This is a genomic window from Micromonospora humi (assembly GCF_900090105.1).
Classification (GTDB): Bacteria; Actinomycetota; Actinomycetes; order Mycobacteriales; family Micromonosporaceae; genus Micromonospora; species Micromonospora humi.
Window position 1 is genome coordinate 429,842 of sequence record NZ_FMDM01000001.1, and the last position, 12,497, is coordinate 442,338.

At 74.9% G+C, this 12,497-nt stretch carries 10 protein-coding genes and 1 pseudogene; 6 read left to right on the top strand and 5 right to left on the bottom strand.

Annotation, left to right across the window (positions count from 1 at the left end; translation table 11 throughout):
* The first annotated feature begins 2 nt into the window (after positions 1 to 2).
* Complete coding sequence (locus GA0070213_RS01885) at positions 3 to 1,352, top strand: ATP-grasp domain-containing protein (protein WP_091056057.1); 1,350 nt, start codon at positions 3 to 5, stop codon at positions 1,350 to 1,352.
* On the opposite strand, the gene GA0070213_RS01890 is transcribed toward GA0070213_RS01885, so the two are convergent.
* Positions 1,342 to 2,175 (bottom strand): alpha/beta fold hydrolase, encoded by an 834-nt coding sequence (locus GA0070213_RS01890; protein WP_091056060.1) that lies wholly within the window; start codon positions 2,173 to 2,175, stop codon positions 1,342 to 1,344. The two genes, GA0070213_RS01885 and GA0070213_RS01890, sit on opposite strands and share 11 nt — an antisense overlap.
* A 57-nt stretch (positions 2,176 to 2,232) precedes the next feature.
* Here GA0070213_RS01890 and GA0070213_RS01895 point away from each other — a divergent pair, with 57 nt between their 5' ends.
* The gene (locus GA0070213_RS01895) at positions 2,233 to 2,925 is read left to right on the top strand and encodes a TetR/AcrR family transcriptional regulator (RefSeq protein WP_091056062.1); all 693 of its coding nucleotides are present in this window, start codon (positions 2,233 to 2,235) and stop codon (positions 2,923 to 2,925) included.
* A 582-nt stretch (positions 2,926 to 3,507) separates the two neighbouring features.
* Here the strand turns inward: GA0070213_RS01895 and GA0070213_RS01900 are convergent.
* The 4 genes from GA0070213_RS01900 to GA0070213_RS01915 are packed head-to-tail and all read right to left on the bottom strand — an operon-like array spanning position 3,508 to position 7,463.
* The gene (locus tag GA0070213_RS01900; protein ID WP_091056634.1) at positions 3,508 to 4,206 is read right to left on the bottom strand and encodes an SGNH/GDSL hydrolase family protein; all 699 of its coding nucleotides are present in this window, start codon (positions 4,204 to 4,206) and stop codon (positions 3,508 to 3,510) included.
* Positions 4,207 to 4,246: 40 nt separating this feature from the next.
* Positions 4,247 to 4,636: an MmcQ/YjbR family DNA-binding protein gene (locus GA0070213_RS01905; RefSeq protein ID WP_091056065.1), complete on the bottom strand. Its 390-nt coding sequence runs from the start codon at positions 4,634 to 4,636 to the stop codon at positions 4,247 to 4,249.
* 35 nt (positions 4,637 to 4,671) lie between these two features.
* Entirely contained in the window at positions 4,672 to 5,895 is a 1,224-nt protein-coding gene (locus GA0070213_RS01910; protein ID WP_091056068.1) for an MFS transporter, read from the bottom strand.
* Positions 5,892 to 7,463 (bottom strand): class I adenylate-forming enzyme family protein, encoded by a 1,572-nt coding sequence (locus GA0070213_RS01915; protein ID WP_091056070.1) that lies wholly within the window; start codon positions 7,461 to 7,463, stop codon positions 5,892 to 5,894. The genes GA0070213_RS01910 and GA0070213_RS01915 overlap by 4 nt, the downstream gene beginning before the upstream one ends.
* A gap of 313 nt (positions 7,464 to 7,776) precedes the next feature.
* Here GA0070213_RS01915 and GA0070213_RS01920 point away from each other — a divergent pair, with 313 nt between their 5' ends.
* From GA0070213_RS01920 to GA0070213_RS01935, 4 genes and pseudogenes are all read left to right on the top strand, one after another.
* Positions 7,777 to 9,060: an SGNH/GDSL hydrolase family protein gene (locus tag GA0070213_RS01920; RefSeq protein ID WP_175441178.1), complete on the top strand. Its 1,284-nt coding sequence runs from the start codon at positions 7,777 to 7,779 to the stop codon at positions 9,058 to 9,060.
* Between the two features lie 67 nt (positions 9,061 to 9,127).
* Entirely contained in the window at positions 9,128 to 10,351 is a 1,224-nt protein-coding gene (locus GA0070213_RS01925; protein WP_091056076.1) for a cytochrome P450, read from the top strand.
* Positions 10,348 to 11,292, top strand: a pseudogene (locus GA0070213_RS01930) (alpha/beta hydrolase); the annotation flags it as partial. The gene GA0070213_RS01925 and the pseudogene GA0070213_RS01930, both read left to right, overlap by 4 nt.
* An 82-nt stretch (positions 11,293 to 11,374) precedes the next feature.
* Positions 11,375 to 12,496 (top strand): alpha-hydroxy acid oxidase, encoded by a 1,122-nt coding sequence (locus GA0070213_RS01935; protein ID WP_091056636.1) that lies wholly within the window; start codon positions 11,375 to 11,377, stop codon positions 12,494 to 12,496.
* Position 12,497 lies beyond the last annotated feature (1 nt).

Genomic DNA, 12,497 nt, shown 5'->3' on the forward strand with positions numbered 1-12,497 from the left:
CGATGGACCCGAACTATCAGTGGCCGCCGCTCGGCCGGGCGTGGACCGACCTGCCCGAGCCCACCCGCGCGGCGATGGTGACGGCCGGCGCCGGCGCCTGGGAGAAGATCTTCCACGGCCGGGCCACCTACAACAAGCAGTGGCGGCTGGCCCGCCCGCCGGTGCTCACCGCCGACGCGTTCCGCGAGCTGAACGAGGTCTGCGACCGGATCGTCCAGCTCATCCTGGACGCCTGCCGGCGGCGGGCCCGCACCGCCGGGGAGCTGCGCCGGCTGCTCGACGTGCCGGAGGGGGAGACCCGGCTGCTGGACCCGGACGAGGAGCTGCACGACGGGCTGCTGGCCGCGTACCGGCCGGACGTGCTGTTCTCCGGCGGCGTGCCGTGCATCGTGGAGTACAACATCGACAGCAGCCTCGGCGGCGGTTTCGACGCCGACACCGTCATCCAGCGGTACGCCGAGCTGTACCAGGCGCACGGCCTGCTCGACGGCGTCCGGCCCGCGCCGTCCCTGCTGGACCAACGGTTCGTGGCCATCCGGGACGGCCTCGGCCTGCCCGACGGCGCCCGGGTGGCGCTGCTGATGGACTTCGAGGCGGAATATCCGGGGCTGGACGACCCGGAGACCTTCATCCGGATCCTCTCCCCGCTCGCCGACCAGGCCCGGCGGTTCGGCATCGACCTGGTCATCGCCCCGGTCGCCACCGCCACGTTGGACGACGAGAGCCGGCTGGTCGTCGGCGGCGCCCCGGTGGACGCGCTGTTCCGGCTCTTCGTGCCGAACCGGGTCACCCCCAGCGCGGGCCTGTACGCGGTGGCCGGCGCGCTGGCGGCCGGGACGTTGCCGATGTTCGTCAGCAGCGCGGCCTGGCTGCTCAGCAACAAGCTGAACTACGCCTGGCTCTGGGAGGACCTGGACCTGCTGCCGGAGCCGGACCGGGCGCTGATCCGCCGGTACGTGCCGCACACCGTCGCGCTCACCGCCGACCAGCTCGACCGGGCGCTGGCCGAGCAGGCCGACCTGGTGGCGAAGCCGGCCGGCGGCTCGGCCGGGCACGGGGTGCTGATCGGGCCGGAGTGCAGCGCGGTGGCCTGGGAGGACGGGGTCCGCGCCGCGATCGACGCGGGCGGCCACATCCTCCAGCGCTACCACGAGGCGGACCGGGTGGCGATGGATTTCGTGCAGATCGAGACCGGGGAGACGGTGACCGCCGACGTCCCGTACAGCCTCGCCCCGTACCTGTTCGGCCGCACCGGCTCCGGCGCGCTGGCGCGCGTCGGCTATCCCGGCTGCGAGGGCGTGCTCAACCTGGCCAGGGGCGTCCTGATGACCGGCATCCTGCTCACCGACTGACCCCGCCGGTGGCGGGGGCCGTGAAGAAGGCGGCCAGGGGGTCGATCAGCGCGGGGGGCGCTACCGCGATGCCGTTGTGCGGGCTGCCCGGGACGCGCAGGGTGCGCGCCCGGGGGAGGACGGCGGCCAGCAGCTCGTTGGTCTCGGTGAAGAACGGCGCGGCCTTGGCGCCGCTGATCAGCAGCGCCTCGGCGGTGATCCCGGCGTACTGCTCGGCCGGCCCCTCGTACGCCACGATCTGCCGCGACTCGGCGAGCGTCATGCCGACCAAGGCGCCCATCGTCCGCCCGACCTCGGTGCGCAGGAACGCCCGGCAGAGCGCCGTGCGCACCGCCAGCGGCAGTCGCGACGCGGCGCTCTGCGGGTTGACGGCCGCGCCCACGATCGCCAGGGTGCGGGCGGTGTTCCCGGCCCGGACGGCCTCCTCGGCCGGGTCGAGGAACGCCGTCGACATGCCGTGCCCGGCCAGCCGCAGCGGGGCGTCGTAGACCGCGATCCGCTCCAGCGGCAGCCGCAGCGCGGCCCGCAGCACGACGAACGCGCCGTAGCTGTGCCCGACCGCCCAGCGGGCGCCGGTGTGCGCGAGCACCGCGCCGAGATCGTCGATCTCCTGCTCCACCGTGTACGGCTCGCGCCGCGCCGCCGCGTCCGCCCGGCCCCGCCGGTTGTAGATGTGCACCGTGAACCGGTCGGCGAGCCGGGCGACCAGCCGGCGGTATTCCCTGATCGTCACCCCGCCGCCGTGCACCACCACGAGCCCGGGGCCCGTGCCGGTGGTGTGCAGGACGATGCCCGCGCCGTCCGGCGCCGTGATCCGCTCCATGACCGTTCCCTCCGACCCGTGAAAGTGCGAACGACGTTTGCAGTTTACAGTGGGAGGGTGAGCGGCGCATCCACGAATCCGGCCGGCGACGGCACCGCCGGTCGGTCGATCTGGACCCGGCCCGTCCGCGGCACCCGGGGACCGACCCCGACGCACGGCCGGGACGAGATCACCTCGGCCGCGGTCGCGCTGGCCGACGCCGGCGGTCTCGACGCCGTCTCCATGCGGGCGGTGGCCGGAGCGCTCGGCATGGCCGCCGGCTCGCTCTACCGGCACCTGTCGTCCCGCGACGACCTGCTGGACCTGATGGTCGACCGGGTCGTGGGCGAGTTGCGTCCCCACCCCATCGACGGTGGGAACTGGGTGGAGCAGTTCCTCCTGCTCGCCCGCCGTCAGCTCGCGATGCACCTGCGGCACCCGTGGCTGGCCGACGCGCTCACCCGGCGCACCGCCCCCGGGCCCAACACGCTCGCCTGGTTCGACGCCTGCCTGCGCATCCTGCAACCGGTCCGGGCTGCTTCCGCCGCGAAGTTCGAGGCGATCGCCATGGTCACCGGCGTGGTGACGCTCTTCGCCCGCAACGCGGCGGCCACCGGCACGGTGACGTTCGACCACGTGGACATGGCGGCCTACCCGCACCTGGCGGCCGCGTTCGCCGACCCCTCGTCCGCCCCGCCGCCCGGGGACGACCTGTTCGACCGCACCCTGCGCGCCCTGCTCACCGGCCTCCTGACCTCCGACCGGCCGTGACCCCCGACCGGCCGTGTGCTCCGACCGGTCGTGACCCCCGACCGGCCGTGCCTCTCGATCGATCCTGGTCCTCGTGCGTCCGTGCGGCCCTGACCACGGGCGGCCGTCCGCCGGCGGCGGCCGTCCGCCCGCGGCGGGCGTTCGTCGCGGCGCGCCGCGCCGCGCGCAAGGCCAGTGCCGAGGCGCCTACAAACTTGATGGCGTGATTGACTCACCGACACCTCGTCCGGTCGCCCGGGTGCGGGGGAGCGCCCCCCTCGGCGCGACCCGCACCGTTCCGCGAGGTGATCAGCGTGGGTCTGCGGCAGTCGTCCGGCCGTGAGTCGTTCTCGCCATCAAGTTTGTAGGCACCGCTGCGGTGAGCGTCGCCCTCGACGGGGCTGCCCGGCGGCGGCGGGTCCGGATGGGCAGGGACTGTCTGAATGCCGCGGTCGGCCTGGATGGGACACGTCTGAACGGCGGGGGCGGGCCCGGCGGGAGCGTGTCCGAACGGCGGGGGCGGGCCCGGAGGGGGCGTGTCCGAACGGCGGGGTCGGCCCGGAGGTAGCGCGGCGGCGCGGACGACGACCGGGGGGGTCGCGATCATCGGCCGCCGTCAGACGGCACACCGCGGTCGCCGGCGGCCAGGACGCGGAGCGTCTCGGCGGTGGCTACCGCGTCGCTGCGAGCGCTGCCGTGCCGGCCGTCGCTGCTGTACAGCGACGGGTCCGCGACCAGCGGGTGCTCGGTCAGGTGCACGTGCAGCGTGCCGAGCCGCTCGGCCACCGCCCGGGTGTGCCGGGAGAGCCGGCGCATCCGCTCGCCGAGGCCGGCCCGCAAGGTGGCCGGCACCGCGGGGCTGTGCGACACGTCGAACATGCCCACCGTGATCACGTCCGCCCCGGCGGCACGCAGCGCGGTGATGATCTCGGTCAGTTCGCCGTCGACCGCGTCCGGGTCGTAGCCGGGGCGGAACGCGTCGTTGCCGCCGCACACCACCAGCGCCAGGTCCGGCGCGAAGGCCAGCGCGTCGGCCAGTTGGGTGGCCCGGACCTCGTGCGCGCGCAGCCCGCGCCGGCCCAGGTTCAGGTAGGCCAGCTCCGGCCGCACGGCCCGCAGCTCGGCCGCGATCCGGTCGGCCCACTGCACGTCGGGATAGCCGGCCGCCGGCTCGCACAACCCCTCGGCGACACTGTCGCCCAGCACCACGAACCGGCGCCACGGATGCCCGCGCAGCAGTTCGCCCGCCTCACCGGGCCGCAGGCACCACGGATCGGTCGCCTCGGTCAACGTCGATGGCATGCCCGGCACGCTAGCCGACGCGCCGCCGTGGAGGAAGGCGTCAGGCGTCGGCCCGGTGCGCGGCGGCGAGGCGCTTCGGGGCACGCGCGAACCACGCCTCGGTGATCAGCTCCGTCAGCTCGGCCACCTCGATCCGGTCCAGCCGGACCAGCACCACCGAGGAGCCGTCCAGGTGCGGCACGGTGAAGTGGACCGCCGGGTCGTCGGCCAGCAACGCCTCCTTGGCGCCCGGGTCGGGCATCCGGACGCCGAGGATCGGGCCGACGGGCGCGGCGTCGCCGAGCGCGTCGAGGTCGCCCCGGCGCAGCGGCCGCTCCCAGACGAACATCTTGTCGCGCACCCGCCAGGCCGGCAGGTCGTCGTAGGACCCGCGCTCGGTGGTCTCCGGCAGGGCGAGCGCGATGCGCCGGACGTCGTCCCAGGTGGCCATGCCGCGACGGTACGCCCACCCACCGACACGCGCGGTCAGGCCGGCGTCGGGCTGACCGGTTCCGGTGCCGGACGGTCGGCGGCGGTACGGAAGAGCAGCAGCGGCGCCACGGTGAGCACCAGACACGCCACCGACATCACCAGCAGCGCCGGGGTCAGGCCCAGCAGCGCCACCGACCAGCCACCGAGCAGCGCCCCCACCGGCAGGCCGAGGAACGCCACCGAGCCGGAGATGCCCAGCACCCGGGTCTGCAACGCCTCCGGCACCCGCTGGTAGAGCGCGGCGCCGAGCAGCGGGTTCACCGCGGCGATGCCGATGCCGGACAGGAACGTCACCACCAGCACCACCACCAGGTCGTCGCTGAGCGCCAGCGCCAGCAGCCGGGGCGCGCCGCTGAGCGCCAGCCCGAGGGCGAACGTCGCCCGGCCGGGCAGGCGCGTGCCGACCAGCGTGAACAGCAGATTGCCCAGCAGCGCGCCGGCCGAGAACACGCCGAGCAGCAGCCCGAACCCGGCCGGGTCGCCGAGCACCTGGTTCACCCAGAGCGGGATCCAGACCGCGACGCTGGCGTTGGCGAACATGTTGGACGCGGACACCACGATCAGCATGATCAACAGCGTCCGGTCGGTGCGCAGGTAGGCGAAGCCGCCGCGCAGCGCCCGCAGGTAGCGCTCGCGGGGCGCCGGCTGCGCGGGCGCGGGCGGCCGGACCAGCACCCCGATCAGCAGCGCGCAGACCGCGAACGTGGCCGCGTCGATCCAGATCGCCCGGGTCAGCCCCACCCAGTCGATCAGCAGCCCGCCCAGCACCGCCCCGAACAACGTCATGCCCCGGGCCAGTCCGTCGTAGGCGGAGGTGAGCCGGATCAGCGGCACCCCGGCCCGCTCGGCGGCCGGCTTGAACAGCACGTGCTTGACCCGGTCACCGATGCCCCGCAGCCCGCCGGCGACCGCCACCAGCACCAGCAGCGTGCCGAACCCCAGCCAGGGCGCGAGCGCCACCACCGCCATCGCGGCGGCGCTCGCCGCGTCCACGAAGACCGACGTCCGGCGTACGCCGAACCGGTCCGCCCACGGCGTGGCGAGCGCGCTGGAGAGCATGTACGGCAGCGTCTCGGCGGCCGCGACCAGGCCCATCCGGGTGGGGCTGCCGGTGGTCTCCAGCACCAGCCAGGGGATGGCGACCACCGAGATCCGGGTGCCGAGGTTGGACAGCAGGTCGGCGCCGACCAGGGTGTACAACTCCCGGCGCGGGTTCACGCCGGGCTGCCGATCGGGTGCGCGGCGGCGTAACGGGCCCGCAGCGCCCGTTTGTCGACCTTGGCGGACCGGTTCAGCGGCAGCGCGTCAACGAACTCGACCGTGCCCGGCGCCCACGTCTCGCTCAGCTCCCGGGTCACCAGGGCGATCAGCTCGTCGCCGGTGACCGACGCGCCCGGCGCCGCCACCACGTACGCGTGCGGCAGTTCCCCCGCCACCGGGTCCGGCACCCCGATCACCGCGGCGGCGCGGACCTCGGGGTGCCCGGCGAGCACGTCCTCGATCGGCCGCGAGTAGATCGGCCAGCTGCGCTGGCGGGTGAGGATCCGGTCCTGCATCCGGTCGACCAGGTAGAGGAACCCGTCGTCGTCGAGGTGGCCGATGTCGCGGGTGCGCACCCAACCGTCGACCAGCGTCTCGGCGGTCAGCTCCGGCTGACCGTGGTAGCCGACGAAGCTCAGCTTCGTGCGGACCCACACCTCGCCGTCGGCGCCGGCCGGCAGCACCCGGCCGTCGGCGTCGCGGATCTCGACCGTGACGTCCCCGTACGGGCGGCCGCAGGAACGCAGCCGCTCCGGGTGCGCCGGGTCCTCGGTGAGCCCCGGCTGCGCGCAGATGATCACCGCCTCGCTGAGCCCGTAGACGATGCGCAGGCACGGGCCGAACCGGTCGATCGCCTGGCGCAGCCGGGCCGGGGCGGCGGGCCCGGCGCCGACGTTGAACATGAACATGGCGGAGAAGTCGGCGCCCGGCAGGTCGGGGTGGTCGAGCACCTCGTAGAGCATCGGCGGGGTGACGAACGTGGAAGTGAGCCGCTCGGCGTGCGCGGTGGCGATGAACGCGGCCGGGTCCCACCGCTCGCGCAGGAACAGCACCCCGCCGGTGAACAGGTTGAACAGCGTGGTGACCTGGCCGCTGGCCAGCCACATCGGCGAGTGCGACAGGTGCCGCAGCAGCGGGAAACCGGCGGCCCGGAAGTCGGCCGCGAGCGCGAGCACCTGCCGGTAGAAGCTCTCTCGATGGTGCACCAGCTTCGGCGTGCCGGTGGTGCCGCTGGTCTGCAGGAACGACTCCGGCGCGGGCCCGGAGGCCGGCGGGTCCGTCCGGTCGTCGCCGCCGGTGGTGTGGTCCAGGCCGTCGCCGCCGGCGGTGAGGTCCGGCCCGCCGCCGCCGGGGCCGAGGCAGAGCACCGGTACGCCGGCCAGCCCGGCGGCGAGTTCGCCGCCCAGTGGGTCGCGCGGGTCGTGCACGAAGACCTCCGGCGCGGCGAGCGCGACGAACTCGTCGATCTCCCGCCGCGAGGTGACCGGGGCGATCCACATGCTCCGGCAGCCGAGCAGGTGCAGGGCCAGTTGCAGCAGCGGACCCTCGACCGTGTTGCCGAGCATCACCAGCACCGCGGCGCCGGGGCGTACGCCGTGCCGGCGCAGCGCGGCGGCCAGGGCGCGCACCTCGGCCGCCACCTGCGGGTAGGTCAGCCGGCGTCCACCGCCGACCAGCGCCTCCCGGTCGCCGAACCCGGCGAACAGCTCCAGCGCCTCGTGCACGTAGTTCGGCCGGTCGGTCATCGGGCAGCCCCCATCGTGGTCCGCGAGCGGCGTCCGGCCAGGTCGGGGCCGGGACACAGGCGGCGGGTACCGGGGTCGGCGACCGCACCGCCGCCGGTTCCGAGCCTAGGCAGCGCCGGTCCACCGGGGACAGAGCCGATCGTCGGTGCCCGGCATCCCGCGGGCATTTGATCATGTCGATCAGGTTGATTGACGCTCGTCACCGCCGACGGCTAGTTTCCGGTCCATCGCCCGGGAAGATGGCGCCGACCGCGCCACGCCCAGGGCTGCCGAACATGGAGGTTCGATGCCGACCCCGAAGAGATGGCACGTCATAGCGTCCGCCGCAACGCTGCTGCTCGCCGGCACCCCGGCGGTCACCGCGAGCGCCGGCCCCACCGACACCGACCGCGCCGGGCACGGGCGCGCCGAGTGGGCCGGGAGCTGGGCCGCGGCGGTGACCCGCGGGAACACCGTGGGCCTGACCAACACCGGCCTCAACGACCAGAGCATCCGGATGACGGTGCAGACCACGGTGGGCGGCCCGCGCCTGCGGGTGCGGCTCACCAACCTCTACGGCGAGCAGGCCGTCAAGGTCGGTCACGCCACCGTCGCCCGGCCGAACACCGCCACCGCCGACGACCTGTCCGACGTCGACCCGGCCAGCGTCCGGGAGCTGCGCTTCTCCGGTGGCACGTCGGCGACCATCAACAAGGGCGCCGAGCTGCTCAGCGACCCGCTGGCCTACCCGGTGGCCGAGCAGGAGGACCTGGTCGTCACCCTGTACTTCCCGGTGCTCACCGGGCCGGTCACGTTCCACGGCCAGTCCCGGGTCACCAACTTCATCGGGGCGACCGACCTGACCACCGCGGCCGACGGCGCCGGCTTCACCATCAAGCCGAACTGCTGCTGGATGTTCCTCTCCGGCATCGACGTGGAGCGCAAGGCCACCCCGGGCTCGGTGGTCGTGCTCGGCGACTCCATCGGCGACGGCAACGGCAGCACCGTCAACGCCGACAAGCGCTGGCCGGACCTGCTCGCGAAGCGGCTCGTCGACGCCCGCCCGGAGGTCCGCACGCCGGGCGTGCTCAACCTCAGCCTGGCCGGCAACCGCCTCAACCACGAGGGCACCGAGCCCGGTGCGGGCGGCTTCCCCGGCTACTACGAGCTGGGCCCGAACGCCCTGGCCCGACTCAACGAGGACGTGTTCCCGCAGACCGGGGTGCGTACCGTCATCACCCACCTGGGCATCAACGACATCTGGATGAGCGGCGACAGCAGCGAGGCGATCATCGCGTCGCTGCGGAAGCTCAACCGGCAGGTGAAGGCGCGCGGGCTGACCAGCCTGGTCGGCACCGTCACCCCGTACGAGGGCAACGGCGGGCCGGGGGTGTGGACCGAGGAGAAGGACGCCACCCGCAACGCGGTCAACGCCTGGCTGCGCGGGGCCGGGCGGGCCGAGTTCGACGGCGTGCTCGACTTCGACGCCGTGCTGCGGGACCCGGCGCGGCCGAGCCGGCTGCTGCCGGCGTACGACGCCGGGGACCACATCCACCCGAACGACGCGGGCGCGCAGGCGATGGCGAACGCCGTCCCACTGCGACTGCTCGGGCTGTGACACCGGGCGGGGGCGGCGTCGACACGGCGGCCGCCCCCGCCGCCATTCCTGGGGAGGAAGATCCGCCGTGGACGTCAGTGAGATCCTGACCGGCCTGTACAGCGAGCAGGGCCGGCAGAACCCGTATCCCTTCTACACGGCCCTGCACGCGCACGGGCCGATCAACGCCATTCCCACCCGCGCCGAGCACAGCACCGTCACCGCCGTGGCCGGCGGGTACGACGTGGTGGACCGGATCCTGCGCGATCCCCTGTGGTACAAGGGCTTTCCGCCCGGCTGGGAGGAGCAGGAGATCCTGCGGACCTTCCTCACCTCGATGATGTTCGTGAACCCGCCGGACCACACCCGGATGCGCGCGGTGTTCGCCAGCACCTTCACCCCGCGCCGGCTGGGCGCGTTGGAGCCGGTGGTGGTGCGGATCGTCGAGGAGCGGTTGGCGGCGATGGCCGAGGCCGGCGCGGACGGCACCGAGGTGGACTTCGTCGCCGACTTCGCGTACCCGGTCCCGGCGCTGGTGATGGCCGAGTTCATCGGCCTGCCGGCGGCGGACCTGGCCTGGTACCGGCAGCGCGTGGACTGGATCGACGAGTACATGGACGTCGCCGGCAAGACGCCGGAGCGGCTGGCCCGGGCGAACCAGGCCGCCGAGGAACTCCGGTCGTTCTACCGCGACCTGATCGCGCACCGCCGCCGCGCGCCGGGCGCCGACCTGATCAGCGGCCTGGTCGAGGTGCTCGACGCCGGCGAGGTCGAGCTGACCGAGGACGAGCTGATCAGCAACCTGATCGTGCTGTTCAACGCCAGCTTCGTCACCACCGTCTACATGTTCAGCAACGGACTGCCGCTGCTGCTCGCCCACCCGGAGGTGACCGCCGCGCTGCCCGGCGACGACGCGCTCGCCCGCGGCTGCGTGGACGAGGTGCTGCGGATGGAGAGCCCGGTGCACTTCCTGGCCCGGTCCGCGCCCGCCGCCGCCGAGCTGGACGGCGTGCCCGTGGAGCGCGACGACAACGTGCTGCTGCTGATCGCCGCCGCCAACCGCGACCCGGCCCGGTTCCCCGACCCGGACCGCTTCGACCCGCACCGGGACGGCCCGCCGTCGTTGGCGTTCGGCGTCGGGCTGCACTTCTGCCTCGGCTCGGCGGTGTCGAAACTGGAGGGCCGGCTCGCGCTGCCCCGCCTCTTCGCCCGTTTTCCCCGGCTCGCGGTGACCCAGCCCCACACCTACAGCGGCAGCCTCTTCCTGCGCGGCATCGACAAGCTCTTCGTCACCACCGGGGAGGCCGGATGACCCTCGATCCGCAGGTGGTCGCGTGGCGGGCCGCGCGCGCGGCCGCCGGCGCCGCGCCGCTCTACACCCAGACCCTCGCCGAGGCCCGCGCCGCCGACCTCGCCGCGATCCGCGCCGGCGCCGGCGCGGTCGAGCCGGTGGCGGAGGTACGCGACACGCAGGTGCCCGGCCCGGCCGGGCCGCTGCCGGTGCGGATCCACCGGCCGGCCGGCGACGGCCCGCTGCCCACGCTGCTCTACTTCTTCGGCGGTGGCTGGACGCTCGGCAGCGTGGACACCGCCGACGGGATCTGCCGCCGGCTGGTCAACCTGGCCGGCTGCCAGACGGTGACCGTGGGCTACCGGCTCGCCCCGGAGCACCCGTTCCCGGCCGCGGTGGACGACTGCCACGCCGCGCTGCGCCACCTGGCCGCCCACGCCGACGAGTTCCGGGTCGACCCGGGCCGGCTGGCCGTCGGCGGGGACAGCGCCGGCGGCAACCTGGCCGCCGCGGTGACGCTGCTGGCCCGCGCCGACGGCGGCCCCCGGCTCGCCGCCCAGGTGCTGGTCTACCCGAACACCGACCAGCGTCCCGGTCGGCGTCCGGGCTACGACGAGGACCCGCTGCTGTTCAACAGGCACTCGGTGGGCTGGTACCGCGGGCACTACCTGGCCGACCCGGGCGACGCGGCCCACCCGCTCGCCTCACCGCTGCTCGCCGAGGACCTGTCCGGCCTGCCGCCGGCGCTCGTGGTCACCGCCGGGCACGATCCGCTGCGCGACGAGGGCCGCCGCTACGCCGAGCGGCTGCGCGAGGCCGGCGTGCCCACCGAGACGGCCGACTACCCGGGCATGGTGCACGGATTCTTCGCCATGCCCGGCGTGTTCGACGCCGGCCGCGACGCCCAGCAACGGGCGGCCACGTTCCTGCGCCGGCGCTTCAACCTGGCCCCGACGCCGGACGAGGAGCCGGCGGCTCCCGCGTCCGGCGCTCCGACGTGGGCGGGCGGGTCGCCGGCCGCGAACGCGACGGGTGCCCGCGCGCATGGCTGAGCGGACCGGCGGGACGCCGACCCCGGTGGCCGGCCGGGCGCCGGCGTGCCTGGACGACTTCGCGGTGCTGGCCCGGGCGGTGCTCCCGGCCGACGTGTGGGACTACGTCGACGGCGGCAGCGGCACCGAGACCGCGCTGGCCGCCAACCGGGCCGCGCTGGACCGGGTGGCGGTGGTGCCCCGGATGCTGGCCGGCGTGGAGGAGGCGTCCACCGCGGCGCCGCTGCCGGGCGGCCGGGCCGCGCTGCCGGTGGCGGTCGCGCCGATGGCGTACCAGCGGTTGGTGCATCCCGACGGCGAGCCGGCGCTCGCGGCGGCGGCCGGCGCGGCCGGGGTGCCCTACGTGGCCAGCACGCTGTCCAGCACGCCGATCGAGGAGATCGCGGCGGCCGGCGGGACGGTCTGGTTCCAGCTCTACTGGCTGCGCGACCGGGCGCTGGTGGCCGACCTGCTCGACCGGGCACTGGGCGCCGGTTGCGCGGCGGTGGTGGTGACCGTGGACGTGCCGGTGCTGGGCCGGCGGTTACGCGACGCGCGCAACGGCTTCGCGCTGCCGCCGCACGTCACCGCCGCCAACCTGCCCGGCGGCCGGGACGACCTGGCCCACCGGGGCACACCCGGCGTCTCGGCCGTGGCGGTGCACACCGGCGCGGTCTTCGCCCCGGCGCTGAGCTGGGCGGACCTGGCCTGGCTGCGCGAGCGTACCCCGGTGCCCCTGCTGGTCAAGGGCATCCTGGACGCGCGCGACGCGGTCCGCGCCGCGGACGCCGGCGTGGACGCGGTGGTGGTCTCCAACCACGGTGGCCGGCAGCTCGACGCGGCACCGGCCAGCGTCAGCGTGCTGCCGGAGGTGGTCGACGCGGTGGGGGAGCGGTGCGCGGTGCTGCTGGACAGCGGCGTGCGCGGGGGCGTGGACGTGCTGCGCGCGCTCGCGCTCGGCGCGTCCGGCGTGCTCGTCGGCCGGCCGATGCTCTGGGCGCTCGCCGCCGGCGGCCGGGCCGGCGCGGAGGCCGCCCTCGACCTGCTCGCGGCCGAGTTGCGCGACGCGCTCATCCTCAGCGGCTGCCCCGACCCGGCGGCGGCCCGGCGGTTGCGCACCCGGATCGGAGGCTGAC

Bases quoted from the DNA above. Each gene is read 5' to 3' on its own strand.
- GA0070213_RS01905 (WP_091056065.1), bottom strand. From the start codon at position 4,636: ATGGCCACCTGGGACGACGTCCGGCGCATCGCGCTCGCCCTGCCGGAG.
- GA0070213_RS01885 (WP_091056057.1), top strand. From the start codon at position 3: ATGGACCCGAACTATCAGTGGCCGCCGCTCGGCCGGGCGTGGACCGAC.
- GA0070213_RS01900 (WP_091056634.1), bottom strand. From the start codon at position 4,206: ATGCCATCGACGTTGACCGAGGCGACCGATCCGTGGTGCCTGCGGCCC.
- GA0070213_RS01935 (WP_091056636.1), top strand. From the start codon at position 11,375: ATGGCTGAGCGGACCGGCGGGACGCCGACCCCGGTGGCCGGCCGGGCG.
- GA0070213_RS01890 (WP_091056060.1), bottom strand. From the start codon at position 2,175: ATGGAGCGGATCACGGCGCCGGACGGCGCGGGCATCGTCCTGCACACC.
- GA0070213_RS01915 (WP_091056070.1), bottom strand. From the start codon at position 7,463: ATGACCGACCGGCCGAACTACGTGCACGAGGCGCTGGAGCTGTTCGCC.